The organism is Pseudomonas sp. Irchel 3H9, from assembly GCF_900187495.1.
Taxonomy (GTDB): domain Bacteria; phylum Pseudomonadota; class Gammaproteobacteria; order Pseudomonadales; family Pseudomonadaceae; genus Aquipseudomonas; species Aquipseudomonas sivasensis.
The window spans coordinates 15,192-39,818 of the sequence record NZ_FYDK01000009.1 but is presented as its reverse complement, the minus strand read 5'-3'; the positions used below and the strand labels follow the sequence as shown (position 1 = coordinate 39,818).

At 56.4% G+C, this 24,627-nt stretch carries 19 protein-coding genes and 1 pseudogene; 8 read left to right on the top strand and 12 right to left on the bottom strand.

Annotated elements, in window-relative coordinates; all coding sequences use genetic code 11:
• Positions 1-24 precede the first annotated feature (24 nt).
• Positions 25-912, bottom strand: coding sequence for a LysR family transcriptional regulator (locus CKW32_RS25475; protein WP_032884960.1), 888 nt, complete (start codon positions 910-912; stop codon positions 25-27).
• A gap of 132 nt (positions 913-1,044) precedes the next feature.
• Here CKW32_RS25475 and lysM point away from each other — a divergent pair, with 132 nt between their 5' ends.
• The gene (gene lysM, locus CKW32_RS25470; protein ID WP_095186282.1) at positions 1,045-1,485 is read left to right on the top strand and encodes a peptidoglycan-binding protein LysM; all 441 of its coding nucleotides are present in this window, start codon (positions 1,045-1,047) and stop codon (positions 1,483-1,485) included.
• A 109-nt stretch (positions 1,486-1,594) separates the two neighbouring features.
• Here lysM and yrfG read toward each other — a convergent pair whose 3' ends face one another.
• Positions 1,595-2,257, bottom strand: a complete 663-nt coding sequence (gene yrfG, locus CKW32_RS25465; RefSeq protein ID WP_032884964.1) for a GMP/IMP nucleotidase — start codon at positions 2,255-2,257, stop codon at positions 1,595-1,597.
• A gap of 87 nt (positions 2,258-2,344) precedes the next feature.
• Here yrfG and nudE point away from each other — a divergent pair, with 87 nt between their 5' ends.
• Both nudE and cysQ read left to right on the top strand, forming a co-directional pair.
• Positions 2,345-2,911 (top strand): ADP compounds hydrolase NudE, encoded by a 567-nt coding sequence (gene nudE, locus CKW32_RS25460; protein ID WP_032884966.1) that lies wholly within the window; start codon positions 2,345-2,347, stop codon positions 2,909-2,911.
• Positions 2,908-3,744, top strand: a complete 837-nt coding sequence (gene cysQ / locus CKW32_RS25455; protein ID WP_032884967.1) for a 3'(2'),5'-bisphosphate nucleotidase CysQ — start codon at positions 2,908-2,910, stop codon at positions 3,742-3,744. The genes nudE and cysQ overlap by 4 nt, the downstream gene beginning before the upstream one ends.
• Before the next feature lie 127 nt (positions 3,745-3,871).
• Here cysQ and CKW32_RS25450 read toward each other — a convergent pair whose 3' ends face one another.
• Genes CKW32_RS25450 through rfbB form a run of 7 tightly spaced genes read right to left on the bottom strand, consistent with a single transcriptional unit; the run spans position 3,872 to position 10,931 of the window.
• Positions 3,872-4,327: a YiiD C-terminal domain-containing protein gene (locus tag CKW32_RS25450; RefSeq protein WP_032884968.1), complete on the bottom strand. Its 456-nt coding sequence runs from the start codon at positions 4,325-4,327 to the stop codon at positions 3,872-3,874.
• 26 nt (positions 4,328-4,353) lie between these two features.
• Positions 4,354-5,730, bottom strand: coding sequence for a sigma-54 dependent transcriptional regulator (locus tag CKW32_RS25445; RefSeq protein WP_032884969.1), 1,377 nt, complete (start codon positions 5,728-5,730; stop codon positions 4,354-4,356).
• Positions 5,727-7,535, bottom strand: a complete 1,809-nt coding sequence (locus CKW32_RS25440; protein ID WP_032884970.1) for an ATP-binding protein — start codon at positions 7,533-7,535, stop codon at positions 5,727-5,729. Before CKW32_RS25440 ends, CKW32_RS25445 begins: the two co-directional genes overlap by 4 nt.
• 36 nt (positions 7,536-7,571) lie before the next feature.
• On the bottom strand, positions 7,572-8,441 hold the full coding sequence (rfbD, locus tag CKW32_RS25435; RefSeq protein WP_095186281.1) for a dTDP-4-dehydrorhamnose reductase: 870 nt from the start codon (positions 8,439-8,441) through the stop codon (positions 7,572-7,574).
• Entirely contained in the window at positions 8,438-8,983 is a 546-nt protein-coding gene (gene rfbC / locus CKW32_RS25430) for a dTDP-4-dehydrorhamnose 3,5-epimerase (protein WP_032884972.1), read from the bottom strand. The genes rfbD and rfbC overlap by 4 nt, the downstream gene beginning before the upstream one ends.
• Complete coding sequence (gene rfbA / locus CKW32_RS25425; protein WP_032884973.1) at positions 8,980-9,852, bottom strand: glucose-1-phosphate thymidylyltransferase RfbA; 873 nt, start codon at positions 9,850-9,852, stop codon at positions 8,980-8,982. The genes rfbC and rfbA overlap by 4 nt, the downstream gene beginning before the upstream one ends.
• On the bottom strand, positions 9,849-10,931 hold the full coding sequence (gene rfbB, locus CKW32_RS25420; RefSeq protein WP_095186280.1) for a dTDP-glucose 4,6-dehydratase: 1,083 nt from the start codon (positions 10,929-10,931) through the stop codon (positions 9,849-9,851). Before rfbB ends, rfbA begins: the two co-directional genes overlap by 4 nt.
• Positions 10,932-11,248: 317 nt before the next feature.
• Between rfbB and CKW32_RS25415 the strand changes: the two are divergent.
• From CKW32_RS25415 to CKW32_RS25405, 3 genes and pseudogenes are all read left to right on the top strand, one after another.
• Positions 11,249-11,864 (top strand): annotated as a pseudogene (locus CKW32_RS25415) (aminotransferase class III-fold pyridoxal phosphate-dependent enzyme); the annotation flags it as partial.
• Between the two features lie 122 nt (positions 11,865-11,986).
• Positions 11,987-13,093, top strand: coding sequence for an agmatine deiminase (gene aguA / locus CKW32_RS25410; RefSeq protein ID WP_095186279.1), 1,107 nt, complete (start codon positions 11,987-11,989; stop codon positions 13,091-13,093).
• A gap of 234 nt (positions 13,094-13,327) precedes the next feature.
• Positions 13,328-13,543 (top strand): hypothetical protein, encoded by a 216-nt coding sequence (locus CKW32_RS25405; RefSeq protein WP_032884982.1) that lies wholly within the window; start codon positions 13,328-13,330, stop codon positions 13,541-13,543.
• Between the two features lie 90 nt (positions 13,544-13,633).
• Here the strand turns inward: CKW32_RS25405 and CKW32_RS25400 are convergent, their stop codons facing one another.
• Positions 13,634-15,703, bottom strand: a complete 2,070-nt coding sequence (locus CKW32_RS25400) for a TonB-dependent siderophore receptor (protein ID WP_095186278.1) — start codon at positions 15,701-15,703, stop codon at positions 13,634-13,636.
• A gap of 410 nt (positions 15,704-16,113) precedes the next feature.
• Between CKW32_RS25400 and CKW32_RS25395 the strand changes: the two genes are divergently transcribed.
• Positions 16,114-17,406, top strand: a complete 1,293-nt coding sequence (locus tag CKW32_RS25395; RefSeq protein ID WP_032884986.1) for an OprD family porin — start codon at positions 16,114-16,116, stop codon at positions 17,404-17,406.
• Positions 17,407-17,479: 73 nt separating this feature from the next.
• Here CKW32_RS25395 and CKW32_RS25390 read toward each other — a convergent pair whose 3' ends face one another.
• Entirely contained in the window at positions 17,480-19,609 is a 2,130-nt protein-coding gene (locus CKW32_RS25390; protein ID WP_095186277.1) for a M48 family metallopeptidase, read from the bottom strand.
• A 584-nt stretch (positions 19,610-20,193) separates the two neighbouring features.
• Between CKW32_RS25390 and CKW32_RS25385 the strand changes: the two genes are divergently transcribed.
• The gene (locus CKW32_RS25385) at positions 20,194-22,464 is read left to right on the top strand and encodes a hypothetical protein (RefSeq protein WP_095186276.1); all 2,271 of its coding nucleotides are present in this window, start codon (positions 20,194-20,196) and stop codon (positions 22,462-22,464) included.
• A gap of 258 nt (positions 22,465-22,722) precedes the next feature.
• Here CKW32_RS25385 and drt3b read toward each other — a convergent pair whose 3' ends face one another.
• Positions 22,723-24,609 carry an antiviral reverse transcriptase Drt3b gene (drt3b, locus tag CKW32_RS25380; RefSeq protein WP_095186275.1) on the bottom strand — a complete coding sequence of 629 codons (1,887 nt, stop codon included), beginning with the start codon at positions 24,607-24,609 and terminating at the stop codon, positions 22,723-22,725.
• Positions 24,610-24,627: the final 18 nt, after the last annotated feature.

Here is a 24,627-nt window from a genome sequence, read left to right as displayed (position 1 = left end):
TGATCTACCGATAGATGACGTCGATCAAGACGCGTTTTGCGATTTCTGAAACAGCGCGAAACATGCCTCTGCCAGCGCGGAGCGCGGTGCGCTGCGACGCATGATCAGCCCCAGGCGCGCAAGGGTGTGGGCATCCTCGATAGGTTGCAGGCGCAGGTGCTCGGTGAGCGCATCCAGGCCACCGTCCAGTGGCATGACCGCGCAACACAGCCCGCCGTGTACCGCTTGTAGCAACTGATGGACGGCATCGGTTTGCAGCAGCGGTTGGGGATTGAGTCCACGGCTGTGGAAGTTGTGGTCGATGGACTGGCGAAAATGCATGCCACTGGTGAGCATGCCCAGGGGCAGTTCGGTCAGGGCCTCCCAGCTCAACGGCTTGTCGCCAAAGCTGAAAAACCGCTGGTCATAGAGCAGGCCCATGCGCGTTTCGCCCAAGGCCAGTGAGTCAAAGCGTTCATTATCCAAACGCTCAAGATAGGAGACGCCCAGGTCCAGTCGATTACTCGCAAGTTGTTCAAGGATCTGTTCGGAGCTCAAGGCCGAGAGCTCAAAGCGCAGGCTCGGGTGCTCTTTATGCAGTTGTTGCATCAACGCCAACGGATCAAAGCTCGACAGCGGCACCACGCCCAAACGCAACGTACCCACCAGGTTGCCGCGACAGGCAGCAGCTTCAGCCTGCAAGCCGTCATACGCCGCCAGCACTGTTCGGGCCCACGCCAGCACCCGTTCACCGGGTGCGGTGAAGCCTTCGAAGCGCTGGCCGCGATTGACCAGGGGCAAGTCCAACTCTTCTTCCAAGCTACGCAGGCGCATCGACAGGGTGGGCTGGGTAATGTGGCAACGAGCCGCTGCCTGGCCGAAGTGCCGGGTTTCGTCGAGGGCGATCAGGAATTTCAGCTGTTTGATGTCCATCTTCGCTCCAGGGCTTATTCCAATGGCGGGGGGATTCTAGCGCGTTTGGGTCTTTGGCCGGGCTGGAACCCAAATCTGTAGGACTGGTCTAGTCTTTGGCATCTGGAAATCAACTACCAAGGAGCGCGTACGATGAGTCTTTTTAGCTTTGTTAAGGAAGCAGGCGAGAAGTTGGCCAAGCTGTTGACCCCGGGCAACGCCAACGCAAGCGATGATCTGAAAAAGCACATTGAAGAAGTCGGGCTGGGTAATCCCGATGTTCACGCGACTGTGGAGGGTGACAAGGTCACGCTTACTGGAACCGTTGCCAGTCAGGAAGAGAAAGAAAAAATCATTCTGGCGGCGGGTAATATTGCCGGTGTGGCCAGTGTGGATGACCAGATCACCGTATCCGGCCCGGCAGTTGCCGCGGCCCGTTTCGTGGTGGTGAAAAAGGGCGACACCCTTAGCGCAATATCCTTGGCGGTCTACGGCAACGCCAATCAGTACAACAAAATCTTCGAAGCTAACAAACCGCAGTTGTCGAACCCGGACAAGATTTACCCAGGGCAGACGCTGCGTATTCCTGAGTAATACACGGGCGAAAATATGGGAGGGGGCTTGCCCCCTGATAACGGAGTGTCAGTCAAAGCTTCCTTGACTGACACACTGCTATCGGGAGCAAGCCCCCTCCCACATTTGGTCAGAGCCCGACAATGAGATCGCGGTAGTCACCGACTGCTGCAAACTCGCCAGTGTCCTTCGGCCCTTTTTTGCTGTCCGGCTCTTTTACCGCCAGCAAATGGCCCACGCCAAACGCCTGGGCGCTGCGCAGGATCGGCAAGGTGTCGTCGATAAACAGGCTGCGCGAGGGATCAAACTGAATGTCGGCCTGCAAGGCATCCCAGAACTGCGGGTCTTCCTTTGCGAAACCGTAGTCGTGGGAGCTGATCAATCGCTCGAAATACGGCGCCAGTTCAATGCGTTCCAACTTCAACGACAGCGAATCACGATGGGCGTTGGTGATCAGAATCACGCGCTTGCCGGCCTGTTTGATCGCCGCGAGAAAGGTATCCGCATCCGGGCGAAGGGCAATCAGGTGAGCGGTTTCCAGCTTGAGTTCACGCACTGGGATCTTCAGTTCTGTGCTCCAAAAATCCAGGCAATACCATTGCAACTGTCCGGCGTTACGCTCGAACAGAGGCTGCAACTCCATCTCGGCCATGGCCCGGCTCACCCCGTGCAGCTCGGCGTAGCGCTGGGGCAGGTGCTCCATCCAGAAGTGGTTGTCGTAATGCAGGTCGAGCAGGGTGCCGTCCATGTCCAGCAGGACAGTGTCGATGGCGTGCCAGGGCAAAGAGGGCATGGTGCGGTCTCATGTAAGTAAAGATATCCGACACAGACAATCGGAAAAGCCACGGTATAGTAACCCGATCACGCCAAGGAGCCGCTCATGCGCCAGAAACCCACCGTCCTCGCCCGCGAAATAGTCGCCAGTAGCCGTTTGTTCCGCGTGGAGGAAGTGCAGTTGCGCTTTTCCAATGGCGTTGAACGGACCTACGAGCGCCTGGTGGGGCGTGGTGCCGGCTATGGCGCGGTGATGATCGTGGCGATGATCGATGAAGAGCATGCCTTGCTGGTGGAAGAGTACTGCGGCGGTATCGACGAATATGAGTTGTCCTTGCCCAAAGGCCTGATCGAACCGGGTGAAGACGTACTGGCTGCCGCCGATCGTGAGCTCAAGGAAGAAGCCGGCTACGGCGCGCGACAATTGGAACACATTACCGAGCTGTCGCTGTCGCCCGGTTATATGAGCCAGAAAATCCAAGTGGTATTGGCCACTGACCTGTATGAAGAAAGCCTTGAAGGCGATGAGCCCGAGCCGATGCGCGTGGATCGGGTCAATCTGCGCGAGCTGTCACAGTTAGCGCAAAACGAGCAATTCAGTGAGGGTCGCGCTTTGGCGGCGTTGTACCTGGTACGAGATCTGTTGATCCAGCGTGGAGCGTTTACCGCATGAGCGAACTGTTTTTAGGCCACCCGTTTATCGCCCCTGTAATCGAGCTGGCTCGCCAGGCGGGTGAAGTCATCCTGCCGTACTGGCGCGCCGATGTGGCGGTGACTTCAAAGGCCGACGATTCGCCGGTCACGGCAGCAGACCTGGCCGCCCACCACCTGATTCTCGCTGGCCTCACCGCGCTGGACCCGAGCATCCCCGTGCTGTCCGAAGAAGACGCTGATATCGACCAGAGCGTGCGCGCAGGCTGGACACGTTGGTGGTTGGTGGACCCGCTGGACGGCACCAAGGAATTCATCGCCGGCAGTGAAGAGTTCACCGTCAATATCGCCCTGATTGAACACGGCCGCGTGGTGTTCGGTGTGGTGTCGATGCCCACCAGTGGCCGTTGCTACTTTGGCGGCGCAGGTTTAGGCGCGTGGCGATCCGATGTGAACGAAGCGCCCAGGCAGATCCAGGTGCGCAAGGCACCGGCGGCGGGTGAGGCATTCACGGTGGTTGCCAGCCGTCGGCATACCAGCCCCGAGCAGGAGCGTTTGCTGGACGGGTTGAGCGCAGGCGTGGGTGAGTTGAAGTTGGCGAATATCGGCAGCTCGTTGAAGTTCTGCCTGTTGGCCGAGGGCAGCGCCGACTGCTATCCACGCTTGGCGCCGACTTCGCAATGGGATACGGCTGCGGCACAAGGCGTGCTCGAAGGTGCGGGGGGCGAGGTGCTGGAGTTGAGTGGTGAGCCGTTCAGCTACCCGGCGCGGGAATCGTTGTTGAACCCGTTTTTTCTGGCGTTGCCGGCGAAGGCTGCGTGGCGTGAGCGGTTGCTGACCTTGGCAAGATCTTAAAACCATCGCAGATCAAAATGTGGGAGGGGGCTTGCCCCCGATAGCGGTGTATCAGTCAATACAGCAGTGACTGAACTACCGCCATCGGGAGCAAGCCCCCTCCCACATTTGTTTTGTGTATTGGCTTCTAGCGGTGCAGGACGTATTGGCCAGTGAAGGCTACCGCTCTTTCGTCACTGCCCTCATTCACGATCCACGTGTCCAACGCCAACCGGGCCCGGCCATACCGCTTGTAGGTCGCGATAAAGCGCTTCCATACCTTTTCCTCCGGCGCCGCGCATATTGCGGTCGCGTCTTGCGTCACCGGCAGCGGATAACTGATCTGCCCTTCCTGAATCACGATATGCCCGTCTTCAATCCCTTCCTCACGCAGTTGCAGGTGCAGCCAGCCCCAACCCGCCAGCACCGCGCCGCAGTAGAGACTGCCGCCGAACATGGTGCTCTTGTGGTTGATATTGGCCTGCAGGGGCAGGTGCAGCCGCAGTTGCCTGTCTTGCCAGTCGAGCACCTTGAGGCCCATTTCCCGGGTCAGGGGGATGTCGTGGTGCAGGACGGATTCCAGGTAACGGCTGTCGCGGCTCATGGGGACCTCTCGGTGGGTGGGCAGGGTCATTCGTCGTCGGCGCTTTGGTTGGCGAAGTTCAGGCCATGCTTGCGCAGTTTGTCGTGCAAGGTCTTGCGCGGTACGCCGAGGGCTTCGGCGAGGCTGCGCATGGAGCTGTGGGGACGGGTCAGTTCGGCAGCGATCAGGCTTTTCTCGAACTGCTCGACTTGCTCGCTCAAGCCACCCGGTGTGGAGGTCAGTACGCTGCTGGCGGGGTTGTCCGGCGTGCTGTCCAGTGCCAGTTCCAGGCCCAGTGCAAAGCGCTCGGCGGCGTTCTGCAATTCCCGCACATTGCCCGGCCAGCTGTGACGCAACAGCAAGGCCCGCTGACCCGGCTGCAGCTCATGCAGCGTCAGGCCATGGCGGCTGCTGGCTTCGTCGGCGAAGTGCTGGAAGAGCATCAATGCATCTTCACCGCGCTCGCGCAGCGGCGGAATGCGCAGCGGCGCGACGTTGAGACGGTAATACAAGTCGGCGCGGAAACGGCCCTGGTCGGCGGCCTGGCGCAGGTCCTCCTTGGTGGCGGCGATAATGCGGATATCCAGCGGGATCAGTTGATTGCCGCCCAGGCGTTCCACCACGCGCTCCTGCAACAGGCGCAACAGTTTTACCTGCACATCCAGGCTCATGCTTTCGATTTCGTCGAGGAACAAGGTGCCGCCGTTGGCAAACTCGAACTTGCCGATGCGGCGTTTCTGCGCCCCGGTAAAGGCGCCGGGCTCATGACCGAACAGTTCGCTTTCCACTACGGATTCCGCCAGGGCACCGGCGTTGATCGCCACAAACGGACCGCTGCGTCGGTTCGACAGGTCATGCAGTGCACGGGCCACGACTTCTTTGCCGGCGCCGGTTTCACCGAGGATCAGCACGTCGGCCTTGGTCGCCGCCAACGCGCCGATCTGCTCGCGCAGGCGCAGCATTTGCGGTGAGTGCCCAACGAGTCGCGTGCTCAGTTGCTGGCGGTCGCTGAGGGCCAGGCGCAGGCTGCGGTTATCCAGCACCAGCCGGCGTAAGGCCAGGGCGCGGCGCACGCTGTCGAGCAGCGAGTCGCTGGCGAAGGGTTTTTCGAGGAAGTCATAGGCACCCGCGCGCATCGCCTGCACCGCCAACGGCACGTCGCCGTGGCCGGTGATCAGCAGCACCGGCAGGTCTGGATCCTGGCCGTGCAGTTCGGCCAGCAGCTCCAGGCCGTCCATGCCGGGCATGCGGATGTCGCTGACCACTACGCCCGGCCAATCCCGCGACAGGCGCGCGGTGAGGCCGGTGGCTTCGCCCAGGGTCAGGACTTTCAGCCCGGCCAGGTCCAGGGTCTGGCACAGGGCCTGACGCAGGTGTGGATCGTCGTCGATCAACACCACCTGAATCTGGTTATCGATACTCATACACTGCGGTCCTCGGACGGTTGCAGACTGACGCCCGGCGAGCCGGCACGCAATTTCAGGGTTAACAGCGCGCCACCTTCCTTGTGGTTAGCGAACGACAGTTCGCCGCCAAAGGCACGCATCAAGGTGTCACAGATCGCCAGGCCCAATCCCAGGCCTTGGGTGCGGGTCTTGGTGGTGTAGAACGGTTCGCTGGCGCGGCCCAACGCCTCCATGCAAAACCCAGGGCCATTGTCGCGAATGTACAGGTTGACGCCTTGGGCGGTGGTTTCGGCACTCAGCCACAGTTTACGCGGCGGGCCTTTTTCGGTGAGGGCGTCCAGGGCGTTGGCCAGCAAGTTGCCCAGCACTTGGCGCAGCCGTGTTTCGCCGGCCTGTACCCACAGGGTCGCTTCCGGCAAATCGCGGATCAGCTCCACTTCCATTGACCGCCGACGTTTGGCCAGCAGCGCCAGCGCGTCGTCCAGCGCCGGTTGCAGTGCCACGCTCTCCGGCGCATGCCGGTCGCGCCGGGCGAAGGCGCGCAGGTGGGCGATGATCGAAGCCATGCGTCCGGTCAGTTCGCTGATCAACTTAAGGTTGCCCCGCGCATCGGCGGTGCGTTCATGGTCCAGCAGGATCTCGGCGTTTTCCGCATAGCTGCGAATTGCGGCCAGGGGCTGATTGAGTTCGTGGCTGATACTCGCCGACATGGTGCCCAGCGCCGAGAGCTTGCCCGCTTGCACCAAATCATCCTGGGCGCGCACCAGTTCCTGTTGGGCATGTTCGCGTTCCAACACTTCTTGTTTAAGGCGGCGGTTCAAGCCTTCCAGGTCGCTGGTCCGCTCGATCACACGGGCTTCCAGTTCGCGACGCGCCTTGGCTTCAAAAGCGATGCGCTCCAGGTAATGCCGGCGTCGTTGCATCATCAAACCGAGCAGCAACATCAGCACCAGAAGCGTGGCCCCACCCACGGCGACCACCGTGCGCACCGGGCGGCTGATCAATGATTGGGGCGCGAGGATTTCGACGTTCCAGCCGGTCTCGGCGATGGCAGTGGATTGGCGCAACCATGCGGTGTTGCTCAGGCTCAGCGGCTGTGGATCACGGGTCGGGTAGGGCTGGATTGCAGTGATCGCCTGTCGTTCTTCAGCGGTCAGCGGCCGAGTGGCGCGGAAACGCCATTGCGGGCGTGAGGTGAGGATCACCACGCCGTTGTGGTCGGTTACCAGCAGTTGTTCAGGCGTGTTGCCCCACAGGCTTTCGGTATGGTCCAGGTCGACCTTGACCACCAGCACGCCGATGATCTTGTCGCCCTCGCGCACGGCGGCGGCGAAGAAATAACCGCGTTTGGCCGACGTAGTACCCAGGCCGAAAAACCGCCCGAGGCGCCCGGCCATGGCTTCGCTGAAGTACGGGCGGAACGAGAAATTGCGCCCGACAAAGCTGTCCTGTTTATCCCAGTTCGAGGCGGCGAGGGTCTTGCCGGTGGTGTCCATCAGGTACATCACTTCAACCCCGGCCTGGGCGGCGACGTCCTTGAGCAGCAGGTTGGCGTTGATCTGATGGGAGCTTACATTCGGCGCATCCAGCACGGTGCGCAGCGCGGGCAAGTCGCCGAGGATCTGCGGCAGCACTTCATAGCGGTGCAGGGTGCCCAACAGGTTGGCGACGTAGAGGTCGAGGGTCTGGCGATTCTGCCCGGCCAGTTCGCTGCGGTAATAGCGCTCGGCCAAGTGCTCCAGCGGCCACAGCAGCGGTGCCAGGCACAATGCCAGCAGGGCGAGGCTGCGCCAGCGGGGTCTTCGCGGAAGGGATGGAGTCATGGGAGTCGTGCGCCTATGGGGACAGGCGCATTATGCCTAGTGCTGCTGTGCAAGACACTCGCGCAATGCGTCTTGCCAGTGTGGCTGGCTGACGTGCCACTGTTGCTGCAAGCGGCTGCAATCGAGGCGTGAGTTCAAGGGGCGCTTGGCGGGCGTCGGGTAGGCGCTGGATGGGATAGCCTCCAGTTCGGCACAGGCTTTGCCATCGGCGTGCAGGTGCTCGCCAATCGCCTGAGCGAAGCCGAACCACGATGTTTCACCTTGGGCGGTGAGGTGATAAATACCCCATTCTCCCGCCTCGCCGGCCAGCCAGCGCTCGATCAGTGCGCGGGTGCTGCCGGCAATGGTCCCGGCCCATGTTGGCGCGCCGATCTGGTCAGCCACGATGCGCATCTGCGGTTTCTCTTGCAGCAGGCGTTGCATGGTCAGGAGGAAATTCTTGCCCTGGTTGGAGTAGACCCAACTGGTACGCAGGATCAGGTATTGACCGCCCGCCGCCGCAATGGCCTGCTCGCCCGCCAGCTTACTCTGGCCGTAGACGCTCAACGGGTTCGGCGTGTCGGCTTCGGTGTAGGGCGCAGGCTTGCTGCCGTCGAACACATAGTCGGTGGAGTAGTGAATCAGTGGAATCCCCAGGGCCTTGGCTTCCTGCGCAAGGATGCCGGGGGCGATGGCGTTGATGGCGAATGCGGCGTCTGGTTCGCTTTCGGCTTGGTCGACTGCGGTGTGGGCGGCGGCGTTGATGATCAGGTCGGGGCGATGGGCGCGGATCTGCTCGCGGATCTGGTCCGGTTTGGCCAGGTCGAGCTGGTTGCTTCCGAGCACCATCAATTCGCCCAGCCCCTGAAGGTGCGCTTGCAGTGCCTGGGAGACTTGGCCATGTTGGCCGGTAATCAGGATCTTCATGGGAACAGATCGGCGTCCATCAGCAGTTTGCCCGCCTGGTCCTTGGCGGACAGTTGCGGCGGCTCGTTCAGCTCCCAGTCGATAGCCAGCGTCGGGTCATTCCACAGGATGCTGCGCTCGGCGCTCGGCTGGTAGTAGTCGGTGGTCTTGTACAGGAACTCGGCGTAGTCGCTCAGCACCACAAACCCATGGGCAAACCCTTCCGGTACCCACAACTGGCGACGGTTCTGTGCCGACAGACGTACGCCCACCCATTGGCCGAAGTTCGGCGAACTGCGGCGAATGTCTACGGCGACATCGAGCACTTCGCCAGCGGTGACACGCACGAGTTTGCCTTGGGTGTGCTCCAGTTGGTAATGCAGGCCTCGCAGCACATTTTTTTGTGAGCGCGAGTGGTTGTCCTGGACGAACTCGCGCCTGAGCCCGGTAGCCTCTGCAAAGGCTCGGGCGTTGAAGCTTTCGTAGAAAAAGCCGCGTTCGTCACCGAATACTTTTGGTTCGAGGATCAATACACCGGGAAGTGAGGTGTCGATGATATTCACTGGTTGTCTCCCGCCAGGGAATACAGGTACTGGCCATAACCGGTCTTGCCGAAGTATTTGGCGCGCTCCAACAAATGGTCGCGGTCGATCCAGCCGTTGCCGTAGGCGATTTCTTCAAGGCACGCCACTTTGAGACCTTGGCGACGCTCGATGGTCTGCACGTACTGCGACGCGTCCAGCAAACTGTCGTGGGTGCCGGTATCCAGCCAGGCGAAACCTCGACCGAAGCGCTCCACCTGCAAGTCGCCGCGCTTGAGATAAGCGTTGTTGACGTCGGTGATTTCCAGTTCGCCACGGGCGGAGGGTTTGACCGCCTTGGCGATGCTGACCACGTCGTTGTCGTAAAAATACAGGCCGGTGACGGCATAGCTGGATTTCGGTACAGCGGGTTTTTCTTCGATGGACAGGGCGCGGCCTTCGCTGTCGAAGTCGATTACACCGAAGCGCTCCGGGTCTTTAACCCAATAGCCAAACACCGTGGCACCTTTGCCGCGATTGACCGCCGCATGCAACTGCTCGCTGAAACGCTGGCCGTGGAAAATGTTGTCGCCCAGGATCAGGCACACGGGGTTGTTGCCGATGAACTGCTCGCCAATCAGGAAGGCTTGCGCCAGCCCGTCCGGCTTCGGTTGTTCGGCGTAGCTGAACGTCACGCCAAACTGGCTACCGTCACCCAGCAGGTTGCGGTATTGCGGTAAGTCCGCCGGCGTGGAAATCACCAGAATTTCTTTGATGCCTGCCAGCATCAGTACCGAGATCGGGTAGTAAATCATCGGCTTGTCGTAGACCGGCAGCAGTTGTTTGGAGACACCCAGGGTGATGGGGTGCAAGCGTGTGCCGGAGCCACCGGCCAATACGATTCCTTTCATGCAATCAGATCCCTCGTGTCGGTATTGCCCAATCGTTCACCTTGATAACTCCCATCCTGAACCCTGCGGCACCATTCCAGGTTATCGAGGTACCACTGCACGGTTTTGCGCAGCCCGGTTTCAAAGGTTTCTTCGGGTACCCAGCCCAGTTCGCGTTCGATTTTGCTGGCGTCGATCGCGTAGCGTTGGTCGTGGCCCGGACGGTCTTTCACGAACGTGATCAGGTCGGCGTATTTCTCCACACCGGGCGGAAGGTGGGGTGCCAATTCCTCCAGCAGGCTGCAGATGCTGCGCACAACATCGATGTTCTTCTGCTCGTTGTGGCCGCCGATGTTGTAGGTCTCGCCGACTACGCCGTGCGTCACGACGGTGAGCAACGCTCGGGCGTGGTCCTCGACAAACAGCCAGTCGCGCACTTGCAAGCCATCACCATAGACCGGCAAAGGCTTGCCCGCGAGAGCGTTGAGGATCACCAGCGGAATCAACTTTTCAGGAAAGTGGAAGGGGCCGTAGTTGTTGGAGCAATTGGTCAGCAACACGGGCAGGCCGTAGGTGCGTTGCCAGGCGCGGACCAAGTGGTCGGACGCGGCTTTGCTGGCAGAGTAGGGCGAGCTGGGCGCGTAGGGCGTGGTTTCGGTGAACAGATCGTCCACGCCGTGTAGGTCGCCGTAGACCTCGTCGGTAGAAATATGGTGGAAGCGAAACGTGCTCTTGTCTGGCCCGGAAAGGGTTTGCCAGTAGCCGCGGGCGGCTTCCAGCAGGCTGTAGGTGCCGACGATATTGGTCTGGATAAAATCCGACGGGCCGTCAATCGAACGGTCGACGTGGGATTCGGCGGCCAGATGCATGATCGCTTGAGGCTCGAAGCGCGCGAGCACTGCGCTGACGGTGGCTTGGTCGATGATATCGGCCTGTACGAACTCATAGCGGCTATTGGCCGCGATACTGGTCAGCGATTCCAGATTGCCGGCGTAGGTGAGTTTGTCCAGGTTGAGCACTTCGTGCTCGGTGTGCTGAATCAGATGACGTATCAAAGCAGAACCGATAAAACCGGCGCCACCGGTAATGAGAATGCGCATGACTGGGGCCCTTTTCCTTAGGCGGACGTTTAGCGAATGGAGCATAGCTTGTGTTGTGGCGCTGGTCAGGACCGTGTGCATGTGGGGGTTGCGCAAGCCCCCTGAACAATGGCGATATACACGTCTAAAAAACGGCCTTTCTGGCACGTTGCAGTCATTGGCAGCCAGCAAGACCTCAATTACAAAGTCGACAGCTCCCGCGGCCGGTTTGTTCTGAAAATCTGCCGGGGCGACTACGCCGCTGTGGAGTTGCAGCCCCAGCTCGCAGCCCTCAACACACTGCAGGGCGTGCGCGTACCCAAGGTCATCAGGGCGCTGAGCAGGTTTACGGGTTGGTTCGCGCTCAGGGCGGCGTCTGCATCGCCGATGAAGTGCAGGTGGGCTATGGCCGCATGGGGCATTTTTTCTGGGGCTTTGAAGAGCAGGGCGTGGTACCTGACATCATCACCATGGCCAAGGGCATGGGCAACGGCCAGCCGTTGGGTGCAGTGATTACCCGGCGGGAAATCGCCGAGGCACTGGAGGCTGAAGGGTATTTTTTCTCGTCGTCGGGGGCAGCCCAGTGAGTTGCCGCATCGGCATGGCGGTGCTGGACGTGATGGAGGAAGAAAAACTGTGGGAAAACGCCAAAGTTGTCGGAGGGCATTTCAAGGCGCGGTTGGAAGCACTGATTGATCGCCATCCCTTGGTGGGCGCGGTTCACGGTTCCGGTTTTTATCTTGGCCTGGAATTGGTTCGCGATCGACAAACCCTGGAACCGGAGACCGAAGAGACCACGTTGCTGTGTGACCGCCTGCGCGCGTTGGGGATTTTCATGCAACCTAACGGTGACTACCTGAACATCCTCAAGATCAAGCCGCCGATGGTTACGTCTAAACGCAGCGTGGATTTTTTGTCGACATGTTGTCGAAGATACTCAATGAGCAGCTGTAATTAATCGATTGTTATCGGCTATTACCTGTCATATTTATCGATCATGCTTTTTGATCGCTTTTAAAGCCGATTTTTATCCGTTATAAAGTCGGCCTTTTCCCCCATTCGGAGTCCTGATCGCCATGACCACCCTGCACAGCACCCCCCGCGCCGATGGCTTCCATATGCCCGCCGAATGGGCACCACAGACGCAAACCTGGATGGTCTGGCCAGAGCGCCCGGACAACTGGCGTCTGGGTGGTAAACCGGCGCAGGCGGCTCATGTGGCAGTGGCCAAGGCCATCGCGCGTTTTGAGCCGGTGACCGTGGCGGTTTCTCCCGGCCAGTACGAAAACGCCCGCGCTCGTTTGGACGTGCCGAATATTCGTGTGGTGGAAATGTCCAGCGATGACGCCTGGGTACGCGACACTGGCCCGACGTTCGTGATCAACAACAGCGGCGAAGTGCGAGGCGTGAACTGGGATTTCAACGCCTGGGGTGGTTTTGATGGCGGCCTCTACTCGCCGTGGAATCGCGACTCGCAGGTGGGTGGCAAGATCCTCGAAATCGAGCGAGCACCGCGTTATCGCACCGAAGGTTTTGTGCTGGAAGGCGGTTCGATCCATGTCGATGGCGAAGGCACCCTGATCACTACTGAAGAATGCCTGCTCAACCGCAATCGCAACCCGCACCTTGACCGTGCCGAGATCGAAGCGGTGCTCAGCGCCAACTTGGCTGTGGATAAGATCATCTGGCTGCCAGACGGCCTGTTCAACGACGAAACCGACGGCCATGTGGATAACTTCTGTTGCTACGTGCGTCCAGGTGAAGTGTTGTTGGCGTGGACCGACGATGCGCAAGACCCGAACTACGCCCGCTGCCACGCGGCGATGGACGTGCTGCAAAGCAGCACCGACGCTCAGGGCCGCCCATTCACAGTGCACAAAATGCCGATCCCAGGGCCGTTGTATGCCACTGAAGAAGAATGCGCAGGTGTTGACCCGGTGGACGGCACCCAGGAACGTAATCCGACCGTGCGGTTAGCCGGTTCCTACGTCAACTTCCTGATCGTCAACGGCGGGATCATCGCGCCAAGCTTCGACGACCCGCTGGACAACGAAGCCAAGGCCATCCTGCAGAACCTGTTCCCGCAACACGAAGTGGTGATGGTGCCGGGCCGTGAACTGTTACTGGGTGGCGGTAATATCCACTGTCTGACCCAGCAGCAGCCCGCCCCGCACAAAAACTGAGTGCAGTTGTAACAGCGCCTTTCCGGCGGCCGGGTGCTACTCGGTTTCAGCGTCTGCAGCAAGCCCGCGGCCCAGTAAGGCCGCGGGCTTTTTTGTGCCCATAAGCCCGCAAGCACGCGACATTGGCATAGCTCTTGTATCGGTGTTGCCTCAGTGGCCCAAGGTGATAACTGCACAGTTCTGTCATAAACCTTGAGTAAGTTAGCCGCTCAAGCAGTAGGAGAGAGCGCTGAAATGAACGCCGATATCAACCCGATCTACACGCGCACCTTCCACCCTTTACGGGTTAACAACGATACGATCCATGCGCTGGGGCACTGGTTGAAGGAACACGGCGCGCGGCAGGTCCGGCGGCAATCGGATCTGCGCAGCGTGATGAGTGAACGCTACCCGGTAGGGTTGTTCAGTGATGATGAAGTGCACGCGTTGTGTGACCTGCTCAAAAACTGAACAACACGGCCGCCAAATGTTTGAGCGAGCCAGCTGCGGCGAGGGGGCTCGCCTGCGTTGTGCGGCGAAGCAGCCCCTCCCACACTTAAATTAAAAGCTGTAAGTCCCCGTCACCACTAGGTTACGCGGCTCCCCCGGCTGAATCTGCGCCACACTGGTTGCTGATTCGTAGTAAGTCTTGTCGGTAATGTTGTTCAGCGCCGCCCGCACGTCCCATTCTTTATGGCGGAACCCGACCAGCGCATCCCAACTGCCATAACCCGGTAGGACCACGGTGTTGAGACTGTCGGCATAACGGTCGCCCACCAGCGTCAGGCCGGTTTCTGCGTACCAGCCCATTTCCGGTTTCCAGGTGATAAACAGGCTGGCATTGCGCTTGGCGACGTCGCTGACGCGCTTGCCTTCAAAGCCATTGTTGTCTTTCTCGACCTTGGCATCCTGCACGCCAACACCGCCGCGTACATACCAATTGCCGACGATCTTGCCGGTGGCCGTCAGCTCCACGCCACGCGAACGCTGAAGGCCGCTGAGCAGAATGATGGTGCGGTCAAGCGGGTCGTTGGTGCGGCGGTTGTAGAGTTCCAGTTCGTACACCGCCAGAGTGGTGCTCAGGCGGTCGTCGAGCCAGTCACTCTTCACGCCGATTTCTTTCTGCTTGGTCAGCTCGGGGCTCAGGTCGTTGACGCTGCCGGCGGCGTTCGGGGTGATGCCGATCAAACCACCCCCTGCCGGTGAGAACGTCTTGCTCCACGAGGCATAGAACGAGTGGTTTTCCAGAGGCGTCCACACCAGGCCGAAACGTGGGCTGGCCTTGCGGCTGTCGACCCCCTCCTGAACATTGAGCAGCTTGTTTTTGGTGCTCACTTCAAACACGTCGTAACGCACGCCGGCCAGCACTTGCCATTGATCATTCAGGCGCAGTTGGTCCTGGACGTAAATGGCGCGGCTTTCGACTTCGGTGTGGTTGTTGCTCGACACGCTCATCCGCCCGGTATGGCTCAAATGACGATTCGGCTGGTTGAGGTCAATGGCCGGCACGGTCAGGCCACCACTGTATAGCTTTGGATCACGACGTTGGCTGCCCAGCTCAAGGCCCGTGAGCAGGCGGTGTTCCAGGCCATAGGTACTGAAACTGCCTTCGAGCTCGACGTTGTTGAAAATGTTGAGGGTGGTCAGGTCCTGTTGCCAGCGTTGGCGCGTCACGCGGTTGTTCGCAGGGTTGTAGCCGGTTTGGTAGGTATTGTCGAAATCGCTGTCGAGCTTGAACACGCCCAGCGTCTGGCGCAGTTGCCAGTTGTCGTTGAGCTCGTAGGTGAGCTTGGAGCGCAGGGACTGGGTTTTGTCGTCGATGTAATCGCGGCTGTCGCCGTAGGTGGTGCTGCGGCTCACATCCGCTGGGCGCCCGTTGACGCCGGGCACGCCGCGATCAGGCGTGCGGTTGTAGCGGCTGTATTCGTATTGCACCAGCCAGTTCAGGTCAGGCGTGAGCTGCCAGCTCATGGACGGTGCAAACAGTTGGCGACTGCCGCTCACGTCGTCGCGAAAGCTGTTGTTGTCCTGGTTGCCCATGTTCAGGCGCAGGCTGATGTTATCGGTGGGGTCCGTGCTCAGGTCGGCATACAGGCTGCGCAAATCGTTGCTGCCGCCTTGCGCCTCGATGCTCGATTTGTGCCCGGCCGTTGGCAACTTGCTCACGCGGTTGACGATCCCTCCCTGACCGCCTCGCCCGTAAAGCACTGCTGCCGGGCCTTTGAGCACTTCAATGCGCTCGATGTTATGCAGGTCGCGCACGTACTGGCTGTCGTCGCGAATGCCGTCCAGGTAGAAGTCATTGCTCGCGTCAAAACCACGGATGCGCACACTGTCGAAACGTGTATCGGCGCCGCTGCTCACGTTGGGGATGCCGCTCAACGCCTGGCCCAGGTCGTTGGTGCCGTAGGACCGCAGGTTCTCAGTCTTCACCGAATCAATTGCCTGAGGCACATAACGCACGGGAGTGGCGGTGCGTGTGGCGGTGCTGGTTTCCTTGATGCGCGGGTCATCTTCGTCAACTTCGGCGCTGATCGAGGTCTCGGGCAAGGTGGTGGCCGCACAGGCAAAACCGGCAGACAGCAGAAAAGAAAGCCCAAGAGTCATGGGTGTCAGGCGAGGGGCAGGCATTGGGAAAAGTATCCAAAATGTTTGGGAGGAGAAAACGCGCTAATGGTAATGCTTTGCATTTGCGCGCGTTATCTATTGCCAAACGTATCCACTTTGATATGTGTTACTGGATGTGTTTTCTTCTTGTATGCGACGAGAATTTTGTCGTTTTCAGACAGGCTATAGGCCTTTGCTTAGAATTATTTCGCCTAAATACAGACGATTCGCGAAATTGACACATAGTTCAACCCGCGACTAGGATTGCGCCCAACGCCTGTGGCTAACCGCCATGACTCATCTAATAAAAAAAGGCCCGCGGCATGTTCAGTCGTCCGCGGGCCTTCTTTTTTCCGGAAAAGTCGACACCAGAAAAGCGACATGGAGCCTGGTGTCACAGTGCGTACTCAACCAGAAATAAGGAATACAAGAAAATGTTGAAGCAACGGATGAGTCTGATCGCTCTGGGGATTTTGAGCGCATCGGCAGCAATGGCAAACGACCAGGAGCAATCCAAGGGTTTCGTTGAAGACAGCCACCTGAACATCGCAGCACGTAACGCTTACATCAGCCGTGACTACAAAAACGGCAAGCAAGACAAAGCTGAATGGGGCCAGGGCTTCATCGGCAAGTTTGAGTCCGGCTTCACCCAAGGCACCGTTGGTGTGGGTGTGGACGTGATCGGTCAGTACGCTATCCGTCTGGACGGTGGTAAAGGCCGCAGCGGCGCGGGCGGTATTAACTTCTTCAAGCAAGGTGACAGCGGCGCAGCAGCCGACGACCTGGCCAAGGGCGGCGCCGCGGTGAAATTCCGCGTATCGAACACCGTGCTCAAGTACGGCGATCAAATGCCGGCCGTTCCTGTGCTGCAGTACGACAACTCTCGTCTGTTGTCGGAAACCTACACCGGTACCTCGATCGTTTCCAAAGAGATCGAAGGTCTGCAACTGGACGCAGGTCGCTTCACCAAGGAAGCCCAAAAAGGTGCTGAAGGCACCGACAGCGGTAACCTGAAGAACATCAGCTACCTGGGCGGCAGCTACAAATTCACCGAAAGCCTGTCGGCTGCGCTGTACGCTTCCGACATGCAAGACGTGCTGAAGAAGCAATACGTCAACGTCAACTACGTGCTGGCCCTGCCAGAGAAACAGTCGCTGACCTTTGACTTCAACGGCTACAAAACCAAGCTGGACAGGAGCTTCGCCGAGCAACGCGGTAATGGCGACGCGCGCGACAACAAAATCTGGAGCCTGGGCGCTACATGGGCTGTTGGTGCGCACAGCTTCACCTTGGCCCATCAGCGCAGTACCGGCGATACCGGTTACCTGTATGGCGGCTACCGTGACAATACCGTGGACACCGGCATCGGCGACGGCGGCAACACCATCCTGCTGGCCAACTCCTACTGGTCCGACTTCAACGGCAAGGACGAGCGCTCCTGGCAAGCCGGCTACGGTCTGGACTTCAGCACCTTCGGCGTGCCTGGCCTGACCTACAACGTGGCCTACGTTCGCGGCACCAACATTGACGACGGCAGTGGCCGTGGCAACGGCACCGAGCGCGAGATCTTCAACCAGTTCAAATACGTCGTTCAGAGCGGCCCAGCCAAAGACTTGAGCCTGCGTGCTCGTGCCTCGTGGTTGCGCGTTTCCAGCAATGCCGACAAGTACAACGTAGGCGGTAACGAAATCCGTCTGTTCGCCGACTACCCGATCAACGTTTTCTAACTGATCGCACGTCACGCCTGATTCCAGGCGATAAAAAACCCCGACTGGTTCGGGGTTTTTTTATGTGCGCGTATCAGTCCTGGCGGCTCTGCAAAATCGTGCGCGCCAACGCGGCATTCTTGTAGTCGAGCATCAAGGACAACCCTTCATAGGGCTCTATCTTTTTATTGTCGATACAGAGCTGTGCCATCAGCAGCAGCACTTGGCGTTTCTTTTTATTAATTCGCACACCGGGAACGCCGAACGCTGTCTTGCGCGTTGCAGGTAATGGCGCCTCGGGCGTCAATTGAAGCGTTATCCAAATGCCCTGGACGAATTGCAGCGAAATCTCTTCGATATGTTCGATGGGCAGCGGCTGCGCCAGGTTATTGAACACAAAATGTTCCGGCGTCAGGCGCAATGCGGTCTGCGGCGCCCGCATGAATCGGCGGATCCCCAGCCACAGCAGGGCCAGCCCAATAACACCCAGGCAAGCGCCCGCGCCGACTGCCGACAGCGGCGTGCCTTTCAAACGCTCCGGGGCGAGCCAGACCCGGCTCAAGATAAACAGTGCAGCCAACACAAAGGGCAGGCCCGACAGCGCCATCAGTACCCCGCGCCACTTTCCTCCTTCATGCAATCTACGATCACCTTCGGTCGAAGCGGCCAGGGTTTCCAGCAGATGGGTATGCGCGGTGTTCTCTGACTCGGCCACTTCCATCACGTCGCCAGACAGCTGCGCGCGCAGGGCCTGTGGTGCGCTGAAGCAGGCATCTATCTGAGCATTCGCCGCGTCGCTATCCACCGCGCGGGTTGCGCTGCGCAGGGCATCGTCCAGCGAAACGTTGAGCGCCTGCAGGCGTTCGCCGTTGGAGGGATGGGAGTCAGTTGGGTGCGGTTGATGAATCGCCAAGGCTTCGGGCGGCAGTTGCAATTGGCACTCACGCAAGGTCGCGAGCACGGCGTCGGGCAGATCTGTCGCCGAGGCAGCGTCACACAATGCCAGCAGTGAGTCCTCTATGTGCGGTTGCAACACCGACACCCGCAACAGCGCTGACGCCGCAGCTGTACTGCCTACCAGTCGCGCACCAGCCGCATCCGCCAGCAATTCGCGCTCACGGCTCCAGTGGTTAACTGCGTCATCAAAGCGCTGCATGAAAAACACACCGAACATGAACGACGGCCGCATCAGCCATCCCTGGATAACATCGCTGGCCAGCATCGTGTTCAACAGCGCTTCCAGGCTGCGATTGACCCCGTCGTAGATCGGCAAAAAACGCAGGCTGTATTCCGTGTCTTTCCCAGCAAAGTGCGCCAGCTCATGGCCGATCACCGCGCCGACTTCCTCGCGACTCAACAGGCCCAGGAACAACAGCGGCACATGCAAGGTGCGCCCCTGCAGCGAAGTGTTCGCCGGTTGCACAGTGGCCTCGCTGGACGTCACGTAAAAGCCCTGAGCCAGGCTCACCACAATATGGTCCGGTGGCAGCGCGCCGAGTTTGCCCGCCACTTCGTTCACATGGCGCCACAACCCCGGCGCCTGCTCGGGCGTCACCACCTGCCCGAACATCTCCAGCGGTTCAGGCGTGAACATCCCCAGCATGTGGCGCAACTGTTTAAGCAACTGCCAGATCGAGTACAAGCAAAACGCCGCAATGACCCCTAGCACCGCCATCAGCTTGACCTCGCCACTACCCAGCCGGCCGATATGCCACATCGCCAAGCCTTCGTAGCTCAACGCCAAGGCGACGGTCGCCGCCATTGCCACCACATGGCTCACCAGCACGTAGGGCAACGATCGGCTGCCGATGGAGAACACCTGCAACAATGTTTCGCGCGATTGCTGCGCACGTCGTCCCGCCCAGTGCGTAGCAAGCAATGCGGTTACACCAATCAAAGCGGCGACCAGTCCCAGGCCTATCACCCAGAGCGCGATGACGCGCCGTGCATGATTGACGCGTTGCGCAGTGGGCAATTCAGCTTCGTTTCTTTCCAGTCGAGCGATGGCTTCCTGAACGCTGATCAGCCCCTCTGGCGCATCAGCGGTGGGCACAGGTTGCATGGCCGCCACCTCTTGCAACTGTTGTTTATAAGTAACGAGGTGGCGCTGGTAATCAATCGACGCCGCAGTAGCGGACTCCGCCCGCTCGCGCTCCCAGCCACCCAGGGCTGTCAGCAGCAACGGGAAAATCACCAGTAGGAAGATCAACTTCAAAGCGTTCATAGAGGTCCGTTCACAACGCGAGGGAATTGGTTATACCGAAAAAGCGGAAACGACGGGATAGGGGCATTTTGATCTATTGCCCGCCGATGGCAGGTTCAGGCTGATCAGGGTGGAACTCCAGAAACAACAAAGCCCCTGCATTTCTACAGGGGCTTTGTCTTATATGGCGCGGTCGTCGTCTAAAAGCTAGGTGCGGCGGTGGGCTTGGCTGAACGGCAAGCCGAATCGGAGAGCGGGGCAGTGGTGTGCGCTTTAAGAACACTCCCTCTTTATCTAACTACCCAACCCCAAAATCGATGGTATCCATAAGGTTTTGGCGGAGTTCACGGAACGCCAAAACGAAAAAACCCGCCAGAAGGCGGGTTTTTCGGGGATTCCAGAGATTTTGAAAGCCTTCTCTGGACCTTGTATGGTGCGGCACCAAGAGTCGAACCGACAGATAACTATTTGTTATTTAATGTGATTTTAGGTGTGTTACACAGCCTCTACCCCAAAGTGTACCCTGAAGATTAGAATAAGCGCTGAGCGCGTTGGAAATTGTCCCCGCGCTAAAATGTCAATTTTTAAGCGAGTGGATGAGACAAATGGACAGGTCTAAGAGTTTAGAGAGCGGAAGCAGTTTGTCCGACGCCTCTGATGAATTTGGTTTATTTTCTCATCCCCTAAACGACATTGACAGGGATGTCCTGAAAGCGGCGTTAATTGCAGAGGGTGAAAAGAGTCAAGAGAGGTTCCCCGAACTCTGTGATTCGTTGTTGTCACAGTTTAGAGCCTCATATCCGCCGCATATTATTGCAATGCTTAGCGCTTACGGCCTTCAGGTGCAGGTTGGAGACGAGGGAGTATCGCGAGAGTCTATGATGCCGGACGTCCAACAGCACCATGTGGAAATCCTCCAGGCATTGGCACTTACTATTCCACACGGTGAATGGGGACAGAGACCAGCGAAACCGTTGGAAATTCAAAAGGTGGTTGAGAATGTGAAGGCTCTTGCTGACGCGTTCATTCATCGTCGATTTCTTTCGATGGTGGAGGAACGAGACGCCTCCCAGCAGACAATACTCATGCTCCAAGAGCGGCTAAGAGCTCATACGCAATTTGTAAGGAATTGGGGTTATTTCGCTGCTGTTTCCAAGATATCAAAGGAACTATATAGTCCTCTAGATCAGGATGTAAAAAAGTTTTTTGGGTTTAGCGCTACTGATCTTATCGACGTGTCGGTTGCAATCTTGAAGCGTTTGGAGGAACGCTCAAGTAAGAGGATGCAGCTTCTTCAAAAGATATTTAGATCGAAAACAAAGGAAAAATTAGTTAAGCGGTACTTTGCTATTTATCCTTATGTAGAAGGAAACCCTTCAGAGTTTCTTAAAGGTTTGCCGAAAGATATTGATCTGATAGGTGTGGCTGGAATTCTACAAGCACACTCCGACATGGTTTTACCATCATTAGCGAGTGTCGAAGTAGAAAAAATTGCAGAGCTGACGAAGCGATCAGAAGATGTTGTTTTGCTCATTCTGAACCGTCTTTCTCTAATGCCGGGGGATCTTGATCGGGAAAATATTCCTAATTTCTTTCTCAGTAATCCAACGTGGATTGCGCCGGGAATTAATATCGCAGGTGGATTTTTCTTTCCAGTTCCGCAAGTCATATTCAGTAATATCCACGCTGTGATGAGATCATTGTTAGACGACGCAGGCTTGCTAGAAAAACTGAAAAAGCGCCGAGCAATTTATCTAGAGGAGAAAATTAAGGATGTAATCGAGGGTGTCTTTCCGACCATTAAGTTTGCGTTAAATGCCAAATGGGTAGTAGGTCAAGATAGATTTGAAACAGATTTTCTTGGCCAAGTCGACCGTGCGATACTTATTGTTGAAGCAAAATCTGCGGCTCTTACTCCCCAAGGTTTACGTGGTGCCCCTGATCGAGTGAAACGGCATGTGCGAGATCTTATCGTCGAACCCGCGGAGCAATCGCATCGTCTCGAGCAAATCTTGTGGAAGGCAAAGTCAGGTGATGCTGATGCTTTAAAACTCACAGCACAACTGGGTTTGGTCGCTGAAAAAGTAGACACCATTATTCGTATCTCTGTAACGCTCGATGACTTTTCGGTAATTTGCAGTGCTGAGGCGGAGTTAAAACGTGCTGGATGGGTGCCAGAGGATCTCCCCTTGGCTCCTACTCTAAATATTGCTGACCTAGCATGTGTTGCCGAAATTCTTAACGAGCCAGCATACTTCCTTCATTATTTTGCAGAGCGTGAACGAATTCAAAAGTCTACGCAAATGATGGGGGATGAGATGGACTATCTCGGCCTTTATCTTGAAACAGGCTTCAATTCCGCAGTCCTTGAAAGCGAGGATACTTGCGTGGCTATAGTTGGTATGTCTCGTTCGGTCGATCACTTTTATAATAGCGCAGACGCAGGCGTTCGAGTCCGAAAACCAAAAGTTAAGCTGCATCCGCATCTTGAGCGTATCGTATTAGAAATACAGCGGAAGGGTGTTGAAGCTTGGACCACTATGGTTATTGATATGCTTAGAATCGGTGATTTTGGGCAACAAACTCAGATCTTCAAAGAGTTGGAAAATCTTAAAATAAGTGTTCAAAAAAACTACCAAGATCCTTATCACCTATCATCGATGATTATCGAGCCGCCAGCGCACCGAGAAGCAAGTGTGGTTTTTTACGTGTATCCAAAAGCTATTTCAGAGCGGCGAAATGAATCGGTTTCGGAGATTGCTAGTAATGTTCTTGAGGACGGTGGGAAGAAGCGATGTGTTGTTGTGGGGCGTATGATTGAGGAGTGGACTAGACCCTATCAGTTTCTGATCGTCGCTACTCCACCTGTTAATTAATCACTGGGGAGTTATGGAGTGCTAGTCGAGGCGGCTTTGTGAGAGGGTCAAAGTGAAAAGAGAAGTTTGTGTGTGTGAGCGTTCTGGAGATCTGAAAACGCCTCGTTAGCTTTTGATGAACGCCTAATCATCTGCCCATGAGGCTCGCTCTTAGCATACCGACGCAATCCTGTTACAGGACAGAGGCCGCCGAAAGCTATGCATTACTGTGAAAGCTAAGACGCTTCCCTTCTCACTTTGACTATAATTACATTAACTTTATTCATAAGCAGGGCGCAAGTCTTTTTTCGCTAACAAAGATCGTAAAGATGAGACCCCTTGCCAAACGGTAAATCCATTGCTTTTTGAAAGCAGCCGAGCTTGCCCCAATGCATCCCCTTGACTGAGTAGCCGCCCCTGACTGATTTTATGCACGTTATTGTAAAGTGCTGCTCTGTCCGCCTCGTCTATATATGGGCAGCCGATTATATCCACGAACAGCATAAATGCGTCGGTATTTTTGTTTAGGCGTGCTGCGTTATTCATTATGATATGGTCGGCGCTTTTTATTGCTGCCTGCTTTATCGGGCGTAGATCTCGTCTGTTTTTTGAAAAATATAATGCTGCTATTATAGAAAAATAGTCGTTCATCGAACTGCTATTTTCATCCGTTACGCTAAAAAGCACCTGCAAATCGATTTTTGTTAGCTTTTGTTTGTCTGAGCAGATGGAATCAGCGGCTACGGCGATGTTTAATACGTCTGCAGTGCTTGCATGCTTCTTTGACTCTATTATCGCCTTACGGGTGATATCGAGAATTTGAGACTCAAATGCTGGACGAGCAAGCCCAACACTTCTAGCTAATTCGTCCAACTCTAGAAAAATCCTGGCCATTTTATTGGAAGTGGCGGCCCTGATATCCATTAGATAAAGAAACTCTGAAACTGTTAAGACTGCTTGAAATGTCGACTCAAATTTGGTGGAGATTACGGACGTCTCGCCTGGACTTGGTTTTGAGCGGTATCGAATGGTATTCATTTTTCTTGCAATAATTGCTAGAGCAGGGGATGCTAAGTCGGCGTATTTTACTTGGTTGGTTCGTGCTACAGATCTAATCTCCGTGATGATTTTTCGTGATTGTTTTTTCAACTCTCCTATCGCTTTCGATTGTTCAGCTTCTGTCTGAACAGAACCTAAAGCAGATTTGAAAAGATTAATGAAGTCTAGAACTTCAGTTTGGATCTTATTTCTGGCGATAGTTAGATTTGTTATTAGCGGGCGCTCAATAATTTTTTTCTTGCTTTCATTCAAATAAAGATTATATTTTTCCAGCTCTTCAGCTATCACTCGTTCGATTGTTTGGAGGTCTTCAAGGTCATTTGAAAAAATAAAATAATCGTCAACGTAACGTTTTATCGTAGTTTTTGACTGGACTTTTTTAGAGATTGCGATGTCTACGCTTTGAAGTATGATTTCCGCAAATATTCTACAAATTTCCGGGCCTATAATTATTCCGTTAGTCTCGCCCCAGTTGAAGTTTCCTACGAGTTTGTCGAATTCGCTCTCGAAGAATTCTAATCCTCGATTATCTTTGGCAAAAGTTTTCCCCCTCATGCTCCAGGCAATAGAGTGGGTGTAGATAGATGAAAAGCATTTTGCAATGTCTAATTGAACCATGTATTTGTATTCTTGCTCTAATAGTTCGTACTCGCGTGACGAGAAAAATTTATAAATCTGAGCATATGTTTTGTACGAAAAATAAGTTGATGCATATGGTTTTTCTGGCTCAAAAGATCCTTCGACCAGTTCCGGTGCAAATTCATTCAAGGATTCATCTATATAACGACTGTCATAGAATTTTGATGCGACTCGGTAAGGATGTCTTAGGGAGTACGCGCTTCTAGTACAAAGGTGGGATATGTAAATGTCATACTTTCGGTAAAATTCGCTAGCCCTAAGCTGGGTCGCAGGATGAATGATAGATAGCGTTCTGGTTTTTTGGTCGATTTTACCAATCTTTAAACTTGCAGGAATGGTCTCCCCTTTTGTTGATAAGATTTTTGATATTAGTGGTGTCTGATTTGTGTTGGATTTTGCGAATTTATAAAGTTTTTCATTTGTAAAATACAGAGGTAATTCATAGGGTAGGACGTCTGTCAGAAGCATCCGCGCACAGTCTCTGTC

Excerpts from the sequence above, each read along its gene's own strand:
- CKW32_RS25475 (WP_032884960.1), bottom strand. The coding sequence starts at position 912 with ATGGACATCAAACAGCTGAAATTCCTGATCGCCCTCGACGAAACCCGG.
- lysM (WP_095186282.1), top strand. The coding sequence starts at position 1,045 with ATGAGTCTTTTTAGCTTTGTTAAGGAAGCAGGCGAGAAGTTGGCCAAG.
- yrfG (WP_032884964.1), bottom strand. The coding sequence starts at position 2,257 with ATGCCCTCTTTGCCCTGGCACGCCATCGACACTGTCCTGCTGGACATG.
- nudE (WP_032884966.1), top strand. The coding sequence starts at position 2,345 with ATGCGCCAGAAACCCACCGTCCTCGCCCGCGAAATAGTCGCCAGTAGC.
- cysQ (WP_032884967.1), top strand. The coding sequence starts at position 2,908 with ATGAGCGAACTGTTTTTAGGCCACCCGTTTATCGCCCCTGTAATCGAG.
- CKW32_RS25450 (WP_032884968.1), bottom strand. The coding sequence starts at position 4,327 with ATGAGCCGCGACAGCCGTTACCTGGAATCCGTCCTGCACCACGACATC.
- CKW32_RS25445 (WP_032884969.1), bottom strand. The coding sequence starts at position 5,730 with ATGAGTATCGATAACCAGATTCAGGTGGTGTTGATCGACGACGATCCA.
- CKW32_RS25440 (WP_032884970.1), bottom strand. The coding sequence starts at position 7,535 with ATGACTCCATCCCTTCCGCGAAGACCCCGCTGGCGCAGCCTCGCCCTG.
- rfbD (WP_095186281.1), bottom strand. The coding sequence starts at position 8,441 with ATGAAGATCCTGATTACCGGCCAACATGGCCAAGTCTCCCAGGCACTG.
- rfbA (WP_032884973.1), bottom strand. The coding sequence starts at position 9,852 with ATGAAAGGAATCGTATTGGCCGGTGGCTCCGGCACACGCTTGCACCCC.
- rfbB (WP_095186280.1), bottom strand. The coding sequence starts at position 10,931 with ATGCGCATTCTCATTACCGGTGGCGCCGGTTTTATCGGTTCTGCTTTG.
- aguA (WP_095186279.1), top strand. The coding sequence starts at position 11,987 with ATGACCACCCTGCACAGCACCCCCCGCGCCGATGGCTTCCATATGCCC.
- CKW32_RS25405 (WP_032884982.1), top strand. The coding sequence starts at position 13,328 with ATGAACGCCGATATCAACCCGATCTACACGCGCACCTTCCACCCTTTA.
- CKW32_RS25400 (WP_095186278.1), bottom strand. The coding sequence starts at position 15,703 with ATGCCTGCCCCTCGCCTGACACCCATGACTCTTGGGCTTTCTTTTCTG.
- CKW32_RS25395 (WP_032884986.1), top strand. The coding sequence starts at position 16,114 with ATGTTGAAGCAACGGATGAGTCTGATCGCTCTGGGGATTTTGAGCGCA.
- CKW32_RS25390 (WP_095186277.1), bottom strand. The coding sequence starts at position 19,609 with ATGAACGCTTTGAAGTTGATCTTCCTACTGGTGATTTTCCCGTTGCTG.
- CKW32_RS25385 (WP_095186276.1), top strand. The coding sequence starts at position 20,194 with ATGGACAGGTCTAAGAGTTTAGAGAGCGGAAGCAGTTTGTCCGACGCC.
- drt3b (WP_095186275.1), bottom strand. The coding sequence starts at position 24,609 with ATGCTTCTGACAGACGTCCTACCCTATGAATTACCTCTGTATTTTACA.